Annotated in this window: 19 protein-coding genes and 1 pseudogene; 16 read left to right on the plus strand and 4 right to left on the minus strand. The window is 58.9% G+C overall.

All coding sequences use genetic code 11. The features are described 5' to 3' along the window. Positions 1 to 110: 110 nt before the first annotated feature. Positions 111 to 890, minus strand: coding sequence for a peroxide stress protein YaaA (yaaA, locus tag ACP7B0_RS09625; protein ID WP_426141041.1), 780 nt, complete (start codon positions 888 to 890; stop codon positions 111 to 113). Between the two features lie 249 nt (positions 891 to 1,139). Here yaaA and ACP7B0_RS09630 point away from each other — a divergent pair, with 249 nt between their 5' ends. The 8 genes from ACP7B0_RS09630 to ACP7B0_RS09665 all read left to right on the plus strand — a co-directional run bounded on the left by ACP7B0_RS09630 (position 1,140) and on the right by ACP7B0_RS09665 (position 7,296). Then, the gene (locus tag ACP7B0_RS09630) at positions 1,140 to 2,273 is read left to right on the plus strand and encodes a polysaccharide deacetylase family protein (protein ID WP_426141042.1); all 1,134 of its coding nucleotides are present in this window, start codon (positions 1,140 to 1,142) and stop codon (positions 2,271 to 2,273) included. Between the two features lie 340 nt (positions 2,274 to 2,613). After that, complete coding sequence (locus ACP7B0_RS09635) at positions 2,614 to 4,008, plus strand: PhoH family protein (RefSeq protein WP_426141043.1); 1,395 nt, start codon at positions 2,614 to 2,616, stop codon at positions 4,006 to 4,008. Between the two features lie 184 nt (positions 4,009 to 4,192). Then, a complete protein-coding gene (moaC, locus tag ACP7B0_RS09640; protein ID WP_426141044.1) occupies positions 4,193 to 4,681 on the plus strand; it encodes a cyclic pyranopterin monophosphate synthase MoaC in 489 nt (162 codons plus the stop codon). Continuing rightward, a complete protein-coding gene (locus ACP7B0_RS09645) occupies positions 4,678 to 4,923 on the plus strand; it encodes a MoaD/ThiS family protein (RefSeq protein ID WP_426141045.1) in 246 nt (81 codons plus the stop codon). The genes moaC and ACP7B0_RS09645 overlap by 4 nt, the downstream gene beginning before the upstream one ends. A gap of 2 nt (positions 4,924 to 4,925) precedes the next feature. After that, the gene (gene moaE / locus ACP7B0_RS09650) at positions 4,926 to 5,375 is read left to right on the plus strand and encodes a molybdopterin synthase catalytic subunit MoaE (protein ID WP_426141046.1); all 450 of its coding nucleotides are present in this window, start codon (positions 4,926 to 4,928) and stop codon (positions 5,373 to 5,375) included. Between the two features lie 170 nt (positions 5,376 to 5,545). Further along, positions 5,546 to 6,238 (plus strand): CsgG/HfaB family protein, encoded by a 693-nt coding sequence (locus ACP7B0_RS09655; RefSeq protein WP_426141047.1) that lies wholly within the window; start codon positions 5,546 to 5,548, stop codon positions 6,236 to 6,238. A 21-nt stretch (positions 6,239 to 6,259) separates the two neighbouring features. Beyond that, positions 6,260 to 6,640: a DUF4810 domain-containing protein gene (locus ACP7B0_RS09660; RefSeq protein WP_426141048.1), complete on the plus strand. Its 381-nt coding sequence runs from the start codon at positions 6,260 to 6,262 to the stop codon at positions 6,638 to 6,640. Continuing rightward, entirely contained in the window at positions 6,637 to 7,296 is a 660-nt protein-coding gene (locus ACP7B0_RS09665; protein WP_426141049.1) for a DUF799 domain-containing protein, read from the plus strand. Before ACP7B0_RS09660 ends, ACP7B0_RS09665 begins: the two co-directional genes overlap by 4 nt. A gap of 66 nt (positions 7,297 to 7,362) precedes the next feature. On the opposite strand, the pseudogene rhlB reads toward ACP7B0_RS09665, so the two are convergent. Together rhlB and ACP7B0_RS09675 are read right to left on the minus strand one after the other, a co-directional pair. After that, positions 7,363 to 8,631 (minus strand): annotated as a pseudogene (rhlB, locus tag ACP7B0_RS09670) (ATP-dependent RNA helicase RhlB); the annotation flags it as partial. A gap of 338 nt (positions 8,632 to 8,969) precedes the next feature. Next, a complete protein-coding gene (locus tag ACP7B0_RS09675) occupies positions 8,970 to 9,626 on the minus strand; it encodes an alpha/beta hydrolase (RefSeq protein ID WP_426141050.1) in 657 nt (218 codons plus the stop codon). A gap of 479 nt (positions 9,627 to 10,105) precedes the next feature. Here ACP7B0_RS09675 and ACP7B0_RS09680 point away from each other — a divergent pair, with 479 nt between their 5' ends. From ACP7B0_RS09680 to ACP7B0_RS09695, 4 genes are all read left to right on the plus strand, one after another. After that, positions 10,106 to 11,134: an amino acid ABC transporter substrate-binding protein gene (locus ACP7B0_RS09680; RefSeq protein WP_426141051.1), complete on the plus strand. Its 1,029-nt coding sequence runs from the start codon at positions 10,106 to 10,108 to the stop codon at positions 11,132 to 11,134. Between the two features lie 70 nt (positions 11,135 to 11,204). Beyond that, positions 11,205 to 12,386 (plus strand): amino acid ABC transporter permease, encoded by a 1,182-nt coding sequence (locus ACP7B0_RS09685; protein ID WP_426141052.1) that lies wholly within the window; start codon positions 11,205 to 11,207, stop codon positions 12,384 to 12,386. A gap of 10 nt (positions 12,387 to 12,396) precedes the next feature. Beyond that, positions 12,397 to 13,494 carry an amino acid ABC transporter permease gene (locus ACP7B0_RS09690; protein ID WP_426141053.1) on the plus strand — a complete coding sequence of 366 codons (1,098 nt, stop codon included), beginning with the start codon at positions 12,397 to 12,399 and terminating at the stop codon, positions 13,492 to 13,494. A 10-nt stretch (positions 13,495 to 13,504) separates the two neighbouring features. Continuing rightward, positions 13,505 to 14,269: an amino acid ABC transporter ATP-binding protein gene (locus ACP7B0_RS09695; protein ID WP_426141054.1), complete on the plus strand. Its 765-nt coding sequence runs from the start codon at positions 13,505 to 13,507 to the stop codon at positions 14,267 to 14,269. Positions 14,270 to 14,497: 228 nt separating this feature from the next. Here the strand turns inward: ACP7B0_RS09695 and ACP7B0_RS09700 are convergent, their stop codons facing one another. Beyond that, positions 14,498 to 14,704, minus strand: a complete 207-nt coding sequence (locus ACP7B0_RS09700) for a DUF6124 family protein (RefSeq protein WP_426141055.1) — start codon at positions 14,702 to 14,704, stop codon at positions 14,498 to 14,500. A gap of 459 nt (positions 14,705 to 15,163) precedes the next feature. Between ACP7B0_RS09700 and ACP7B0_RS09705 the strand changes: the two genes are divergently transcribed. The 4 genes from ACP7B0_RS09705 to ACP7B0_RS09720 all read left to right on the plus strand — a co-directional run bounded on the left by ACP7B0_RS09705 (position 15,164) and on the right by ACP7B0_RS09720 (position 18,412). Further along, positions 15,164 to 16,459 carry a CynX/NimT family MFS transporter gene (locus tag ACP7B0_RS09705; protein ID WP_426141056.1) on the plus strand — a complete coding sequence of 432 codons (1,296 nt, stop codon included), beginning with the start codon at positions 15,164 to 15,166 and terminating at the stop codon, positions 16,457 to 16,459. A 90-nt stretch (positions 16,460 to 16,549) separates the two neighbouring features. Then, positions 16,550 to 17,035, plus strand: coding sequence for a nuclear transport factor 2 family protein (locus ACP7B0_RS09710; protein ID WP_426141057.1), 486 nt, complete (start codon positions 16,550 to 16,552; stop codon positions 17,033 to 17,035). A 45-nt stretch (positions 17,036 to 17,080) separates the two neighbouring features. After that, positions 17,081 to 17,446: a GIY-YIG nuclease family protein gene (locus ACP7B0_RS09715; RefSeq protein ID WP_426141058.1), complete on the plus strand. Its 366-nt coding sequence runs from the start codon at positions 17,081 to 17,083 to the stop codon at positions 17,444 to 17,446. A gap of 33 nt (positions 17,447 to 17,479) precedes the next feature. Further along, positions 17,480 to 18,412, plus strand: a complete 933-nt coding sequence (locus ACP7B0_RS09720) for a glutathione S-transferase family protein (protein ID WP_426141060.1) — start codon at positions 17,480 to 17,482, stop codon at positions 18,410 to 18,412. The last annotated feature ends 158 nt before the right edge of the window (positions 18,413 to 18,570 follow it).

Here is an 18,570-nt window from a genome sequence, read left to right on the forward strand (position 1 = left end):
ACTTGGAAAATCAGAAGACTTGTTTTTGACGCCAGTAAGTTGTCAAACAGGCTTTGTAGTGGATGTTGCGCAGCACAACCAAACTTGGAGTTGTACTGCGCGAGGCTCGGTTAGTGTTCGGAAGCGGCCCTTAGAAACACTAACTTGGTGGGCGTGGAATGCTCACTGCTGTAGCGATATCCCTGAGCGTCGAACTGTTTAAGTGCATCGACGTCATTGATCTGCTCGGAAATCACGAAGCGGCTCATCATGCCTCGCGCCTTTTTCGCGTAGAAACTGATGATCTTGTACTGCCCGTTCTTGAAGTCCTTGAATTCGGTGTCAATGACACGGGCTTTCAGGGCAGGGCGCTTTATCGCGGAGAAATACTCGGTGGACGCCAGGTTCAACAACAGGTCGTCACCTTGCTCGGCCAGCGCTTCGTTTAACCACTCGCTGATCCGCGTGTCCCAGAAGGCGTAGAGATCCTTGCCTCGGGCATTGGGCAGTCGCGTACCCATTTCCAGCCGATAGGGCTGCATCAGGTCCAGCGGCCGAAGTAGCCCATACAAGCCGGACAGCATGCGCAGGTGTTTCTGGGCGTAGGTCAATTGGGTTTCGGTCAAGGTCTGGGCTTGCAGGCCGGTGTACACGTCACCCTTGAACGCCAACAACGCCTGTTTGGCGTTATCCAGGGTGAAGGCCGGGTTCCAACTGCCGAACCGCGCCGCGTTGAGCCCGGCCAGCTTGTCGGACAGGTGCATCAACTCGCTGATCTGCGCCGGAGTGAGGTCGCGCAGTTGGGTGATCAACTCCTGTGAGTGATCCAGGTATTGCGGCTGGGTGAAGCGCTCGGTCGTCGGCGGGGTCTCGAAATCGAGGGTTTTCGCTGGGGAAATCACCATCAGCATAAAGTCGTCTCCTGTAATCGTCGCGCGATTCTAGGGGCTTAGGCCGTGTGACTCCAGCTATGGTGGCGATAGGCGGCCCGTTGAAGCGAGTCTTGCCCGCGAATCGGTATTCCAGTCGACCTCTATATCGACATATCGACCGGGTGACCGGTGTGAACGCATGTTCTTTGTATCGCCACTGACATCAGTCATGCCGCGCATTTGGGCTATAGTGCGGCGTTAGTCTGGCGGTTAAGGGAGCGTCTGGTTTTGCGTAAGTTTCTAGCAGTTTGCGCGTGTCTGTTCTGGGTTCAGGCCCATGCGGCCTTGCCGCCGTTGGCGACCATAGACCGCAGCAGTTGGCCGGAGCGGCTGGAAAGCCCCGATTTGTTCGACGTCGCGTCCCGGGCGGAGATTCTCGGTTTTGCTCATGAGCTGTTGTTGAGCGAAGACCTGGATGAAGAAGGACTCAAGCGTCGTCTGGGGCTGCGTTACGTGAATGTGCCGTCGTTGAATCTGGTTCGGCACCGGCTCTGGACGCGACTGTTGGAAAACTATCTGAACGCCCAGAAGAGCTGTCCCCAGGATGCCTCGTTTTGCGTGCTGGTCGAGGACATGGACATGCTGCGCGCACGGGCAGCCGAGTTCAAAATCGCTGACGACTCGTTTTACGCGAAATGGGCGGAGCCCAGTGCGGCCTTTCATGAGCGCTATCTCAATGAACTGTTGTACCAGGCCGCCTTGTTCCCGCAGACCAGCAGTGAAATTGCCCGCTACAACTCCGACGAGTTGAGCGGCGATGAAATGGCGGACCGAACCTTCCAGCTCAATTTCGATGGCGGGCCCACGGGCGCCGATGGCGGCACTGACTGGCTGACGGATTTCATGCGCCAACAGAAGATGAACGCCACATTTTTCGTGCTGGGCAAAAGCCTGCAGGAGCGCCTCGAGGCTGAATCCGCTACAGCGCTTGAGTCGCTGTACAGACTGCAATGCGTTGGCATTCAAGGGTGGGAATACCGGTCCCACAGCCAGTGGCTGGATTGGCAAAGTTCGGTACAGCGCAGCGCGGCGCTGACCCAGCGACTGTTGCCTGACAACTACATCCCGCTGTTCCGCCCGCCCTATGGCCATCGTCGTGCCGACAGCGGACAGTTTTTTCGCGACCAGAACCTGCGGGTTTCCCTCTGGACGCTGGACGCCCAGGACGCCAGCGGGCGTCTGTCTGTCGAGCAGATCAGTGATCGACTCATCAGCCTGATGCTGTTGTGGCGACGCGGGACGGTGGTGTTTCACGACGCCAGTGCCAGGGTGCAATCGGCCGTGCCGTTATTGCTGGCCAATACAGCGTTGAGCGAGTTGGTGTGGGATGACTGTCACAACATCCCTGAGCGGCCCGAATAACAAGGGGTTGCACGCATTTGAATGGGGAATGTGTGACGGCGGGTACGCAATTTCAAGCGGGGAGGACTTCCGACTGTAAACGCGCCGGGGCAGGTCGCCAAGGGCTATTCGTCATACTGTGAAATAAACTTCAAAAAAGTGTCAAAGAGCTTTTTTCTGTCATAGGTTTTGCGGTATTACCACTACAGACCGCCGAAACCTGCAACACAGGTGGCGTCTCCCAAGACTCCACCTTGAGCGTTTTTCTCCTGCTTGAAGGAGAAAGCCCGGCGGCCTTTTCGTGGCGCAGTAGTCGTTGTTGTGGTTCTGCGTCGCTTGGCTTTTATAAAGGTGAGCGAGTATGGATGATCACGGACGCACCCCTTCCTCAAACCAGCCAATCCTTTACGTGCTCGATACCAACGTATTGATTCATGATCCAAATGCCCTGCTGAATTTCGAAGAGCACCACGTCGCCATTCCCATGACCGTCCTCGAAGAGCTGGACAAGCTCAAGGCCGGTAAACACTCCGTTGCGGCCGAATGTCGCCAGGCGATTCGCCTGATCGACAAGACCCTGGGCGAAGCCACCCCCGAGGAGGTTGAGCAGGGCGTACCGATTGATCGCGGTACGGGGGTGCGCAAGGGGTTTCTGTCCATCCTGATGAGCAAGCGCGAGGAGCCCAACAGCCTTCTGCCGGAACACCTGAACGACAACATCATCATCAACCAGTTGATTGACCTGCACGCACGCGACAAGGATTTGCGTCTGGTGCTGGTCACCAAAGACATCAACATGCGTCTCAAGGCGCGGGCGTGCGGGATCGCCGCAGAAGACTACAGCACGGATCAACTGGTCGACGACGTGTCGATGCTGTCCCGTGGCTATCACACCATGACCGGTTCGTTCTGGGACCGCGTCAGCAAGGTCGAGACCCGTCAGGATCACGGCCGCACCTGGCACCGCGTGCAGTTGACCGATAACCTGCCGGCGGTTCACATCAACGAGTTCATCATCGACGAACAGGGTTTCGTCGGCTGGATCAAAGGCGTCAAGGCCGATGAATTACTGATCCTGGACATGCACCAGGAACCCCTGATGCATCAGGAAGCCTGGGGCCTCAAACCACGGGACATCTATCAGGGGCTGGCGCTGTTTGCCCTGCTCGATCCCGATATCCATCTGGTCAACCTGTCGGGGGCCGCAGGCTCCGGCAAGACGATCCTGGCGCTGGCCGCTGCCATCGAGCAGACCATGGTCAGCAAACGCTATCGCCGCATCATCGCCACGCGCAGCGTGCAGGGGCTGGATCAGGAGATCGGTTTCCTGCCCGGCACCGAAGCCGAAAAAATGGAGCCCTGGCTTGGCGCCATCACCGACAACCTTGAAGCCTTGCACATGGACGACGAAAACACCCATGGCAGCGTTGACTACATCCTCAGCAAAGTGCCGTTGCAGTTCAAATCCCTCAACTACATACGGGGTCGCAGCTTCCAGCAAAGTCTGATTCTGATCGACGAATGCCAGAACCTCACGCCGCACCAGATGAAGACCATCATCACCCGCGCGGGCGCCGGTTCCAAAGTGGTCTGTCTGGGTAACCTGGCGCAGATCGACACCCCTTACCTGTCGGCCACCAGTTCCGGGCTGACCTACCTCACGGAGCGCTTCAAGGACTTCCCCAACGGCGTGCACATCTCGCTGCAAGGCGTGCCGCGCTCAATCCTGGCCGAGTACGCGGAGTCGCATTTGTAGCAAGCGTCGTAAACACCGTGGAACCGGCTTCAGCCGGGAAGAGGACCATGCATTCCACGCATCTTCTGCGTCAGGCATGTCCTCTTTCCGGCTGAAGCCGACCACACCGTTGCCGCGAATCGGCAATGCCTGTCGCGCTGCGTTTTGGGTTTACAATCCCCGCTCCTGTTCAGGAGTAACGCTTGTGCTCACTCACCTCGATTCCCAAGGTCGCGCCAATATGGTCGACGTCACCGATAAAGCCGTGACGTTCCGTGAAGCCGTGGCCCAGGCTCGCATACGCATGCAGCCCCAAACCCTGCAAATGATCGTCAGTGGCGGGCATCCCAAAGGGGATGTGTTCGCCGTGGCGCGGATCGCCGGTATTCAAGCGGCGAAAAAAACCAGCGACCTGATCCCGCTCTGCCATCCGTTGATGCTCACCAGCATCAAGGTCGAACTCAGCGCGGAAGGCGAAGACACCGTGCAAATTCTGGCGCGCTGCAAGCTGGCCGGACAGACCGGGGTGGAAATGGAAGCCTTGACCGCCGCCAGTGTCGCGGCATTGACCATTTACGACATGTGCAAAGCGGTTGATCGCGGCATGGTGATCGAGTCCGTGCGCCTGCTGGAGAAACTGGGCGGCAAAAGCGGCCACTTCATTGCGGACGATTCGCAAGCGGAGGCGCAATGACCCTGCACGTTCAGTATTTCGCCCGTTATCGTGAAACCCTTGGCCGGGATGGCGAGCAACTGGAAGGTGACTTCGCCACCATTGAAGACCTGCGCCAGCACTTGTTGCAGCGCGAAGGGGTTTGGCAGGTGCTGGCGGAACAAAGCCTGATGTGTGCCCGCAATCAGGAGCTGTGTCAGCTTGATGAGCCATTGCAGGCTGGCGACGAAGTGGCGTTTTTCCCCACCGTGACCGGAGGCTGATCATGGCAATTCGGGTCCAGTCGGCACCTTTTGATCCGGGAATGGAAGTCAACGCGCTCCATGCCGCGAACGTGGGCGTGGGCGCTGTGGTGAGTTTTGTCGGTTACGTGCGTGACTTCAACGAAGGCCGGGAAGTGGCGGGCATGTTCCTGGAGCATTACCCCGGCATGACCGAAAAAGCGCTGGCGAAGATCACCGAGGAAGCCGAACAGCGCTGGCCGCTGCTCAAGCTTGAGGTGCTGCATCGGGTGGGGGCGCTGGAACCGGGCGAACCCATCGTGTTTGTCGGCGTGGCCAGCGCTCATCGTCAGGCGGCATTCGAAGCCTGCGACTTTGTCATGGATTACCTCAAGACCCGGGCACCGTTCTGGAAGAAGGAAAACACTTCCCAAGGGGCGCGCTGGGTAGAAGGCCGTGACAGTGATCATGCGGCGGCTGAGCGGTGGAAGTGACGCCTTTGCGTTGAGTCGTCCACGCATGCGCGCTAATAGCGTTGAGCTATCGCTCCCGTAAAAAGTTACACTTTCGTCGGTTTCGGCAGATACATCCAGAACTGATCGTTTAAAACGCCGTGGCAACTGCGGCGTTGACGACAGGTTGTTCCCTAGAAAAGGCTCGGAGTATGAGTGTGAAAAAGCTGCAACAGGTTTTGATATCAGGGATGACGGCGGCAGCTTTTGTGCTGATCGGCGGCTGTGCCGCCACCGAGAGCTCAAGAGCTCTGTCGGTAGCCAAGGTTGACAGTGCAGGCGCTGTGTATACGGGCGTTCGCTACCCCATCGCGGTTGGCAAGTTTGATAACCGGTCCAGCTACATGCGTGGGATATTTTCCGACGGTGTCGATCGCCTTGGCGGCCAAGCCAAGACCATCCTGATTACGCACTTGCAGCAAACCAATCGCTTCAGCGTGCTGGACCGCGACAACATGGCGGAAATCAAGCAGGAAGCCGCCATCAAGTCCACGACACAGCGTTTGAAGGGCGCCGACTACGTGGTCACGGGCGACGTGACTGAGTTTGGGCGCAAGGAAGTGGGTGATCAGCAGCTGTTTGGCTTGCTGGGCCGTGGCAAGTCGCAGATTGCGTACGCCAAGGTCGCCTTGAACATCGTCAATATCAGTACCTCCGAGGTGGTGTATTCGACCCAGGGTGCAGGCGAGTACGAACTCTCGAACCGCGAAGTCATCGGCTTTGGCGGTACGGCCAGCTATGACTCCACACTCAATGGCAAGGTCCTTGACCTGGCCATGCGCGAAGCCGTCAACAGCATGGTGCGCGCGCTGGACAGCGGCGCCTGGAAGCCGACCGCGAACTGATATCAAAAAAGGGATTTTGTAATGTTGATCAGCAGTAGCAGTGTTTCATCGCGCGTATGCGCCGTGATTCTGGTTGCAGGGGCGTGCCTGACAGGTTGCGTGCAACAACCAAAAACCTTGTACCAGTGGGGCAGTTATCAGCCTGAGGTGTACGAGTATTTCAAAGGTGAATCCAAGGAAGCCCAGATCGCCAAGCTGGAAGAGGACCTTCAAAAGATGCGTTCTACCAACGCCAGCGCACCGCCCGGTTATCACGCTCAATTGGGCATGCTCTACGGCAGCCTCGGCAAGGACGACCAGATGGTGCAGCAATTGCGCACGGAAAAGGCCCTGTTTCCAGAGTCTGCGACCTATATGGACTTCCTGCTCAAGAACGTCCAGACAGCAGGAGCCACCCAATGAATGCGCTCAGTTTAAAGATCGCTGCAGCTCTTTTTGCCGGGACCCTGTTGGCCGGTTGTGTGCAGCCCAGGACGATCGACTACTCGGCGTTCAAGGAAAGCAAACCTCGTTCCATTCTGGTGTTGCCACCGGTGAACGAGTCGCCAGACGTCAAGGCGACGTACAGCCTGTACTCCCAGGTCACTTACCCGCTGGCCGAGTCGGGCTATTACGTTCTGCCGGTCGCGCTTGTGGACGAGACGTTTCGCAATAACGGCCTGACCAATGCCAACGACATCCAGCAAACCTCGCCCGCCAAGCTGCGGGAGATCTTTGGTGCCGACGCGGCGATGTACATCACCGTCAAGCAATACGGCACGAGCTATATTGTCATCAGCAGCCAAACCATCGTTTCCGTCACCGCCAAACTGGTGGACTTGCGCACCGGAGCGGCGTTGTGGACCGGAACCGCTTCAGCCTCAAGCGACGAGGGGAACAATAACAGTGGCGGGGGGTTGATCGGCATGCTGGTCACCGCTGCGGTCAAGCAGATCATCAACAGCGCCACGGACGCGGGTCACCCGGTTGCCGGAGTTGCCAGCAGCCGCTTGCTGTCGGCCGGGCAGCCTGCCGGTATGTTGTACGGGCCGCGCTCGCCCAAGTACGGCACGGACTGACGTCACGCAATAAAAAGCGCCACCCCATAAGGGTGGCGCTTTTGTGTGTGGCGTACGGTAGTTGTATCAGTGCTTGCGAACCACGGGCCTCAACAGTTCGGCCGGCGGCGTCTCGCAACTGATTTTGCGGCCCAGCTTCTCTTCGATAGACGGCAACTGGTACGAGTCGTCTTCACCGGCAAAGCTGATGGACACGCCACTGGCGCCTGCTCGGCCAGTGCGGCCGATGCGGTGTACGTAATCGTCCGGCACTTCCGGCAGGGTGAAGTTGATGACGTGGCTGATCCCGTCGATGTGAATCCCGCGCCCGGCGACATCGGTCGCCACCAGCACGCGAATCTTGCCCTCACGGAAGCCTTCCAGCGTCTTGATGCGCTTGTGTTGCGGCACATCGCCGGAAAGCTGCGCGGCATTCACGCCATCACGTACCAGGCGTTCCTCGATACGACGCACTTCATCCTTGCGGTTGGCAAAGACCATCACCCGTTCCCAATCGTTATCGGTCACCAGGTTGTAGAGCAACTTGTACTTGTCGGCTGCGGCCACGGCATAGATATGCTGCTCGACCATTTCGCTGGCGACGTTCAAGGCTTCAATCTCGACAATGGCAGGCTCGGTGGTCCACTGCTTGGCGAGGTTCATCACGTCTTCGGTGAACGTGGCAGAGAACAATAAGGTCTGGCGTTCACCCTTGTGCGGCGTTTGACGAATGATCTGACGCACCTGCGGGATAAAACCCATGTCCAGCATGCGGTCGGCTTCGTCGAGAACCATCACCTCAACCATGTCCAGATGCACTTCGCCGCGCTGGTTGAAGTCCAGCAGGCGGCCCGGCGTAGCCACCAGAATGTCGCAATGACGCGCTTCAAGCTGCTTGAGCTGTTTGTCGAAGTCCATGCCGCCCACGAACGTCATGACGTTCAGGTCGGTGTACTTGGTCAGGTCGGCGGCGTCCTTGGCGATTTGCACCACCAGCTCGCGGGTCGGCGCGATGATCAGTGCCCGAGGCTCGCCCATGTAGCGTTCTTTCGGCGGCGGCGTCTGGGTCAACTGGGAAATGATCGAAATCAGGAACGCGGCGGTTTTGCCCGTGCCTGTCTGGGCGCGGCCGATGGCATCCTGGCCCCTGAGGGTATAGCCCAGCACCTGCGCCTGAATCGGCGTGCAATAAGGAAAACCCAGGTCCTGGATCGCGTGCATCAGCTCCGGCGCGAGGGCGAAATCATGGAAGCGCGTCTTGCCTTCCTGAGGCTCTACGACGAAATCTTCGAGATTCCAGATAACCGCCGGGGGCTTGGGTGCGCGTTCGCGACGTGGGCGCTCGGACTTTGGTTTCGAGGAACTGACCGGTTCGGCCGTGACAGGCTCCGCGCTTGATTCCCGGGCAGCAGACGCGCCGGACGCAGCCGGAACCTGGGCATGACGTTCCTGCAGATCGTCAACAACAGGGCTGACAGGGGCGGGGGAGGATGCAACAGGGCTAGGCGCGAGCTGCTCAGCCTCGCTTTTACCGAACATCTTTTTAAGTGCTTTGAGCACGGTCATCTCGTCAATTGATTAAGGAATGTACGCCGAGCAGTGTAAAGCAAGAATCGGGCGCGGCGTAGTGTCATCCAGAATGGGCTACAACAAGCGCCCGGGAGGCGCGTTGCAGAGGCGTCCTTTAAACGGTGTTACCGAAGGTTGTTGCGCAGCCAGTTGCCGATGTCGGAAATCTCCTGCGGTAACACTTCGTGCCCCATTGGGTATTCCTGCCATGTAACGGTGACGCCCAGGGCCTGAAGCCGCTCATAAACGTCACGTCCCATGCCGTACTGGACCACGTCATCGTTTTTACCATGCAAGCAGCACACCGGGATGCGTTGCTGGCTGGCCGAAAGTGTCATCTGCTCACTGAATGTGGGTGCATAAGTAGAGAGTGCGAGCACGCCGCCCAAGGGGCCCTGCCAGCGACGGAACGCGGCGTGCAGCACCACCGCACCCCCTTGTGAAAAACCGGCCAGAAAAATCCGCGCCGGATCGATGCCGCTGTCGCGTTGCGCTTCCACCTGGTTCAAAACCATCAGGGCTGACGCCTCCAGTTGGTCGTGATCGATAGCGCGGGCGGGGCTCATCGCCACTATGTCGTACCAGCTCGGCATGGCGTAGCCGCCGTTAATCGTTACAGCACGGGTCGGTGCCTGAGGCAGAACGAAGCGGGTAGTCAGCAGGGATCTCTGCAGAAATCCGGCGACGGGCTCAAAATCGGTACGATCGGCACCAAGCCCGTGCAGCCATATAACGCAGGAGTCGGCAGTTTGAACAGGCTCTAGAACAAGTGTTTCGCTCATGTGTGCTCCATGTGTGTGCAGTCGCTCTTTTGCGGTGCGTTAAGGCGGTGCACGGGTCGTCAAAAATGAAAGAAGATGTCGCAAGGTTACAAGTTTTTCTATTGACCTGTCGTTAAAACAGCTCTGAAACCATGCTGGTACGGCCTTTGCTATAAGAACGATGGAGTGAAGACGCTCACCTCGGTCGGTAACACTATCAGCATATAACTGATCACCGCCGGGGCTGGCACGGAATCCATGCATCAGGATTTTCGGCACGGTTCGTCCTGTACCTGAGGGGTCCAGGAACATCATGGGGCTTGAATCCGGTAGGCCGTTTAGGGGTCGTGATACGAGTGACGAGATGATCTTGCGCTCGACTCATGATCCGGGTCTTACGCCGCATGACCCAAAAAAAAGCCAGCACGGGTCATCAGTGCCTCACAAGGGTGCGGCGGGGCTCAAGCTCCCACACAACAAAGAGCAAACTGGAGGTTTGAATGAAGATGTTGAAATCCACCCTGGCCGTAGTTGCCGCTGCAGCAGCACTGGGCGTGAGCAGTTTCGCTCAGGCAGGCGCAACACTGGACGCTATTCAGAAGAAAGGCTTCGTACAGTGCGGCGTCAGCGATGGTTTGCCAGGTTTCTCCGTTCCTGATGCCACCGGCAAGATCACCGGTATTGACGCCGACGTCTGCCGCGCTGTTGCTGCTGCCGTCTTCGGTGATGCGACCAAAGTGAAATTCAGCCAGTTGAACGCCAAAGAGCGCTTCACTGCGCTGCAATCGGGCGAAATCGACATGCTGTCGCGTAACACCACCTGGACCAGCTCCCGTGATGCGGGCATGGGCCTGGTGTTTACCGGCGTGACTTACTACGACGGCATCGGCTTCCTGGTTAACAACAAGCTGGGCGTTAAAAGTGCCAAGGAACTGGATGGTGCAACCATCTGTATCCAGGCCGGTACCACCACCGAGCTTAACGTTTCCGACTACTTCCGTTCCAACGGTCTGAAATACACCCCGATCACGTTCGACACCTCCGACGAAAGCGCCAAGTCCCTGGAAGGCGGCCGTTGCGACGTTCTGACTTCCGACCAATCGCAGCTTTACGCACAGCGCAGCAAGCTGGCCAAGCCGGACGACTACATCGTTCTGCCAGAAGTGATCTCCAAAGAGCCTCTGGGCCCGGTCGTGCGTAAAGGCGACGAAGAGTGGTTCAGCATCGTCAAGTGGACGCTGTTCGCCATGTTGAACGCTGAAGAAGCGGGCGTGACGTCGAAAAACGTTGAAGCCGAAGCCAAATCCACCAAGAACCCGGACGTCGCTCGTATGCTCGGCGCTGACGGTGAGTACGGCAAAGACCTGAAACTGCCGAAAGACTGGGTTGTGCAGATCGTCAAGCAGGTCGGCAACTACGGTGAAATGTTCGAACGCAACCTGGGTGAAGGCACTGCGCTGAAAATCAAGCGTGGGCAAAATGCTCTGTGGAACAAAGGCGGCATTCAGTACGCTCCTCCAATTCGCTGATTGACCCTGCGCCCGGCAACCTGAACAGGTTGTCGGGCGTTGTTCTGTTCCATTTTTCCTGGGGCATTCAATGGAAAAGCAAATCGTCGCACCCAAGCAAAAGCTCTCGTTGAGCGACCCGAAAGTGCGCGCGTGGTTATTTCAGATCATTACCGTAGTGGCTGTGATCTCGATGGGCTGGTTCTTGTTCGACAACACCCAGACCAACCTGGAACATCGTGGCATCACCTCGGGTTTCGGCTTTCTACAGAACAGTGCCGGTTTCGGTATTGCTCAGCACTTGATCGACTACACGGAATCGGACACCTACGCCCGCGTGTTTGTCATCGGCTTGCTCAACACCCTGCTGGTTTCGTTCATCGGTATCGTCCTGGCGACGCTGCTGGGTTTCGTCATCGGCGTTGCACGCTTGTCACCCAACTGGATGATCAACAAGCTGGCAACTGTCTACGTTGAGGTATTCCGCAACATTCCGCCGTTGCTGCAGATTCTGTTCTGGTACTTCGCGGTATTTCTGACCCTGCCGGGGCCGCGTCAGGCTCATGGTTACAACGAAATGTTCTTCGTCAGCAGCCGTGGCCTGAACATGCCAAGGGCGCTGGGTGCCGAAGGCACATGGCCGTTTATCATCAGCGTTGTGCTGGCCATTGTTGCAGTGGTCATGATGGTTCGCTGGGCCAACAAGCGTTTTGAAGCCACGGGCGAACCGTTTCACAAGGGCTGGGCCGGCCTGGGGCTGATCATCGTCATCCCGGCGTTGTGCGCGGCACTCTTCGGCGCACCCGTGCAGTGGGAAATGCCGGTACTCAAAGGCTTCAACTTTGTGGGCGGCTGGGTAATGATCCCTGAACTGCTGGCCCTGACCCTGGCGCTTACGGTGTACACCGCAGCGTTCATCGCCGAAATCGTTCGGTCGGGGATCGCGTCGGTCAGTCACGGACAAACGGAAGCGGCCCGCTCCCTGGGGCTGCGTCCGGGGCCTACGTTGCGCAAGGTCATCATTCCGCAGGCACTGCGGGTGATCATTCCGCCGTTGACCAGCCAATACCTGAACCTGGCGAAGAACTCCTCGCTGGCGGCCGGTATCGGTTATCCGGAAATGGTTTCCCTGTTTGCCGGTACGGTGTTGAACCAGACCGGGCAAGCCATTGAAGTCGTTGCCATCACCATGAGCGTGTACCTGGCGATCAGTATCAGCATTTCCCTGCTGATGAACTGGTACAACAAGCGCATTGCGCTGATTGAGCGGTGAGGAAGCGCCCATGACTACCCATATTTTCAAACCCGATATGCCCCCGCCGAGCAAGGTGTTCGGCCCCATGGCATGGATGCGGCAAAACCTGTTCTCCAGCTGGCTCAACACGCTGCTGACCCTGTTCTCGATCTATCTGGTGTACCTGATTGTCCCGCCGATTCTGAGCTGGGCATTCATTGACGCCAACTGGGTCGGCACGACTCGCGCCGACTGCACCAAGGCCGGCGCCTGCTGGGTGTTCATCGAACAGCGCTTCGGTCAGTTCATGTACGGCTACTACCCTAGCGCGTTGCGCTGGCGTGTAGACCTGACCGTGATCCTGGCGATTGTAGGCGTTGCGCCGCTGTTCATCTCCCGGTTCCCGCGCAAAGCCGTCTACGGCCTGAGCTTCCTGTTCATCTACCCGGTGGTTGCATTCTTCCTGCTGCATGGCGGCGCGTTTGGTCTGACCAACGTGGCGACAAGTCAGTGGGGCGGCCTGATGTTGACGCTGGTGATCGCCACCGTCGGCATCGCCGGTGCGTTGCCGCTGGGTATCGTGCTGGCGCTGGGGCGTCGCTCGAACATGCCGGCGGTGCGGGTGGTCTGCGTCACGTTCATCGAGTTCTGGCGCGGCGTGCCGTTGATCACCGTGCTGTTCATGTCCTCGGTCATGCTGCCGCTGTTCCTGCCGGAAGGAATGAACTTCGACAAACTGCTGCGCGCCTTGATCGGCGTCATCCTGTTCCAGTCTGCTTACGTGGCTGAAGTGGTGCGTGGCGGCATGCAAGCCATTCCCAAGGGCCAGTACGAAGCGGCCTCGGCCATGGGCCTGGGCTACTGGCGCTCCATGGGGCTGGTCATACTGCCTCAGGCGTTGAAGATGGTTATCCCCGGCATCGTCAACACCTTCATTGCCCTGTTCAAAGACACCAGCCTGGTGATCATCATCGGCCTGTTCGACCTGCTCAACAGCGTCAAGCAAGCGGCTGCCGACCCGGCATGGCTGGGTATGGCCACCGAAGGCTACGTCTTTGCGGCCCTGGTGTTCTGGATCTTCTGTTTCGGCATGTCCCGCTATTCCATGCATTTGGAACGTAAGCTGGACACAGGCCACAAGCGTTAGGAGTTTTGTGATGAGTGAAGTTATCAATAAGCCTCTGGGCGCTGAAGGCATGATCCGCATGGAGGGCGTACACAAATGGTACGGCCAGTTCCACGTGCTCAAGGACATCAACCTGAACGTGCGTCAGGGCGAGCGAATCGTGTTGTGCGGCCCTTCCGGCTCCGGCAAGTCAACGACCATTCGTTGCCTGAACCGCCTGGAAGAGCACCAGCAAGGCAAGATCGTCGTGGACGGCACCGAACTGACGTCGGACCTGAAACAGATCGAAACCATCCGCCGCGAAGTCGGCATGGTGTTCCAGCACTTCAACCTGTTCCCGCATCTGACCATCCTGCAGAACTGCACGCTGGCCCCGATGTGGGTCCGCAAGATGCCCAAGCGCAAGGCCGAAGAAATTGCCATGCACTACCTTGAGCGCGTGCGTATCCCGGAACAGGCCCACAAGTACCCGGGCCAGCTGTCGGGTGGTCAGCAACAGCGTGTGGCGATTGCCCGTGCCCTGTGCATGAAGCCCAAAATCATGCTGTTCGACGAGCCGACTTCGGCACTCGACCCGGAAATGGTGAAAGAAGTACTGGACACCATGGTCGGCCTGGCTGAAGAAGGCATGACCATGCTCTGCGTCACCCACGAAATGGGCTTCGCCCGCACCGTGGCCAACCGCGTGATCTTCATGGACAAAGGCGAAATCGTCGAACAGGCTCCGCCAAACGAGTTCTTCGACAATCCGCAAAGTGATCGGACCAAGCTGTTCCTCAGTCAGATCTTGCATTGATGGTTTAGCGGGAAGCGTGAAAAAACCCGGACCTTGTGTTCGGGTTTTTTTATGCTCGTTGGAGCGAGGCTGCCCGCGAAGGCGCTGTTTCAGGCGATAAAGATGGGGCCTGAAACTCCGACTCGCGGGCAAGCCTCGCCAACAGGATCGGCTCGCTCGGCAGACCTGGCCGTACCGCCGCTTTCGTGAGCAAGTTCGCTCCCTCAGCGTTTGTTTATCGTGGGCTTTTCAAGCCTCCAGTTGATCCAGCGATTTCTCAACCGCCGTGCGCGCCATGTCTATCAGGTGCACCACGGCAAAGGCCAGGTCGCGTTGGGCGCCGGTCAGGTGATCGCCGGTTTCGTAGGCGGTGGCGGCTGCGCAGCGCAGCAGTTCGGCGGCGTAGTTGAGGGCTTCTTGTACGGGCGGGGGTGGATCGGGGGTGATCTTGACCATGTGAAACTCCTATTGAAGTCAGGAGCCGTCACTCGTCGCGACTAAACGAAGGGTGGCGGCTGTGCCACAGGTTAGTCGACCGGCCAATAGGAAACCGGCGCACCCGAAGGTGCCCTGCGCACAGCCACCATTAAAGGTGAGCGTGTATGCGCCTATTGATCCGGGCGACTAAACCCGATCGCTGATGTGCAGCGACCGACGAAGCCTAGACACCCGGATCGGCAGGCGCAAGCGGTTGGGATTTTCTAGGAAATTTCCCTCAAGCGAAAGGGACGAGTCTTGCGATTTTGTTGCGAATTGCAGGTAAAAAGGCGCCGCAATTATTCGGGCCAAGACAAATGAGAGGGGGGGAGGAGCCTTTAGTCCAACGCCCTGAAACTTGTATTCGCCCTTGTTCTCCAACAGGATGCACGTTTTGCGCAATGCGCTGTTACACACTCTGCCCTCAATGAGAATCCCATGACGACCAAGGCGCCATCGGCGAGTACGACCCCGATTACCCCATCCCTGCCTCATGATATTGACGTTCAATTGATCGACTGCGAAGCCGACGACGCTCCTGTCGGACAGCCCCGGCCGCCGCTCAAGCGGCCGTTGCTGCTGCTGTTGGGGCTGGTGCTGGTGGCGTTGAACCTGCGGCCTGCACTGGCGAGCATTGCGCCGTTGCTCAACGGTGTTTCCACCAGCCTGGGGTTGTCCGCCGCCGAAGCCGGTTTGCTGACCACGCTGCCCGTGCTCTGTCTTGGATTGTTCGCGCCGTTGGCGCCGAGGCTGGCGCGCCGGTTTAGCAGTGAGCGGGTGGTGTTCGGGATTTTGCTGATGCTGGCGGCGGGGATCGTTTTGCGCAGTTGTTTCGGTGTGGTCGGGCTGTTCACGGGCAGCCTGCTGGCCGGGGCCAGTATCGGCATTATTGGCGTGCTGTTGCCGGGCATCGTCAAGCGGGACTTCCCGAAACAGGCGGGGGCCATGACCGGCGTCTACACCATGGCGCTGTGCCTGGGCGCGGCCATTGCGGCGGGTTCGACGGTGCCGTTGAGCCAGCACTTCGATGACAGTTGGGCCATTGGCCTGGGCTTCTGGATGATCCCGGCGCTCCTGGCGGCCATCGTGTGGTTGCCTCAGGCGCGGCGCGGGCATGGCGTGCACCACGTGGCGTATCGCGTGCGAGGCTTGCTGCGCGATCCGCTGGCGTGGCAGGTCACGTTGTACATGGGCCTGCAGTCGTCCCTGGCGTACGTTGTATTCGGCTGGCTGCCGTCGGTGCTGATCGGCCGAGGCATGACGGCCACGCAAGCCGGTTTGTTGCTGTCCGGTTCGATCATGGTGCAACTGGTCAGCGCCTTGACCGCGCCATGGCTGGCGACACGGGGCAAGGATCAACGCCTGGGCATTCTGCTGGCCATGGCATTGACGCTGGCGGGCCTGTTCGGCTGTCTGTATGCGCCGCTGGACGGCCTCTGGGGTTGGGCCATCGTGTTGGGTTTGGGGCAGGGCGCGGCGTTCAGCCTGGCGCTGACCCTGATTGTCCTGCGTTCCCGGGATTCCCACGTGGCCGCCAACCTGTCGGGCATGGCCCAAGGTATTGGCTACACCATTGCTTCCATCGGGCCTTTCGCCGTGGGCGTCGTGCACGATGTCACCGGCGGCTGGGACGCCATCGGCTGGATATTCGGGGTAATCGGCGTCGCGGCAATCGTCGCAGGTATGGGCGCGGGGCGGGCGCTGTATGTGCGGGTCAGCAGTGAAAAAGTTTAAGTCCCGGCATTTGCCAGGCGAATGGGCATGGCAAATCCTCGGTTGGCCGCTTATCGTGCAATCACCTTTTGCTCCAATGGAATTGCCTGCATGAGTGATGAAGACAAACGCCTGATCAACAACGCCCTGATCACGCGCTTTTATGAGGCGTTCAATCGGCTGGACGCGGAGGCCATGAGCGCGTGCTACACCGACGACGTGGTGTTCAGCGACCCGGTTTTCGGCGAGCTGCGCGGCGCGCAGGCCGGTGATATGTGGCGCATGCTCACGTCTCGCGCCAAGGATTTCTCCCTGACCTTCGACAACGTGCGTGCCGATGAGCGAACCGGCGCTGCGCACTGGGTGGCGACTTACCTGTTCACCCAGACCGGCAACACGGTGGTCAACGACATTCAGGCGCGTTTCGTGTTTCGTGACGGCAAGATCTGCGAGCATCACGATCACTTTGACCTGTGGCGCTGGTCGCGTCAGGCGCTGGGTGTCAAAGGGCTGTTACTGGGTTGGACGCCGCTGGTGCAGAACGCCATTCGTGCGCAGGCGCAAAAGGGCTTGAAAGCGTTTCAGGCCGTGCGTTGAGGCTCTGCTAGAATCGCCGCTTTCGCGTCTATCGACTTGCCCGCCATGCACGACACGTCATCCGCCGTTATCGACACGCCCTCCGAACCCGCCGCGAGCAAGCCCTGGTTCGTCTATTTGGTGCGTGCGGCCAACGGCTCGTTGTATTGCGGCATCAGTAACGACCCGCAACGTCGCTTTGCCATGCACCAGAGCGGCAAGGGCGCGCGCTACTTCAGCTCCAGCCCCGCCGTGGCGCTGGTGTACGTCGAAGCCTGGCCGGACAAGGGCGAGGCGCTGCGTCAGGAGCGGTTGATCAAGAAGCTGAACAAGCGCGCCAAAGAGTGCCTGGCCGCGAGTTTTCAAGGCGAGTCGATCCATCCCTGTGATGACGCAACATCAGGCTGCTCGGACAGGCCCGCAGGCGGTTAAGCTGTTGGCTTTCCATCTGCCGGACAGCCGATCATGACCGAACTCATCCTGCACCATTACCCAGCCTCCCTTTTCGCCGAAAAAGCCCGCTTGATGCTGGGCTTCAAAGGGTTGTCCTGGCGCTCGGTGATCATCCCGTCGATTATGCCCAAACCCGACCTGACGGCGCTCACCGGTGGTTATCGCAAGACGCCGGTATTGCAGATCGGCGCTGATATTTACTGCGACACGGCGTTGATCGCCCGTCGCCTGGAGCAGGAAAAGGCGTCCCCGACGCTCTATCCCGAAGGTCAGGAGTTCACGGTCAGCAGTTTCGCGGCATGGGCAGACTCGACGTTGTTCCTGCATGCCGTGAGCCTGGTGTTTCAGCCGGAGTCGCTGGCCGCACGCTTCGCCAAGGTACCGCCTGAAATGGCCAAGGCGTTTGTTGCCGACCGCGCCGGTATGTTTGACAGCGGCAACGCTAGCCGACTGCCGGCGGTGCAGGCGCGGCATCAATGGCCGACGCTGATGTCTCGTCTGCAATTGCAGTTGTCGCGCAACGGTGACTTTCTGTTTGGCCAGCCTTCCATCGCTGATTTCACCGTGGCGCATACGCTGTGGTTCCTCAAGCAGACCCCGGTTACTGCGCCTTTGGTGGATGAATACCCCGACGTTGTTGCCTGGCTTGGTCGCGTTTTGGGTTTCGGTCACGGTGCGTCCAGCGAGTTGAGTTCAGCCGAGGCCTTGGACATCGCCGCCAGATCGACGCCAGCGGCGCTGCCGGACGAGGTTTTTGTCGACCCCAATGGCTTCAAGCCCGGCGATCACGTGGCGATTGCCGCCATCGACTATGGTGTTGATCCGGTTGAAGGCGAACTGGTGTTCAGCGGGCGCGAGGCGTTGATCCTGCGTCGTGAGGATCAACGCGCGGGCGTCTTGCATGTGCACTTTCCACGGTTCGGATTCGGGATTGAGAGGCGCTGAATAGCGGGGTGGGCCGGTGCGTTGTAACAGTAGCCTTCCCGGCTAAAGCCGGTCCCACGAAGGTGAACTGACCCCGAAAAGTTGGACGGTCTTGTCAGGCAACTCGCGGCTGGGTTCCGTAGGCGTCGCACAATGTTCCTGACACCGTGGGACCGGCT

The sequence above is a fragment of the Pseudomonas sp. DWP3-1-2 genome, from assembly GCF_049896285.1.
Taxonomy (GTDB): domain Bacteria; phylum Pseudomonadota; class Gammaproteobacteria; order Pseudomonadales; family Pseudomonadaceae; genus Aquipseudomonas.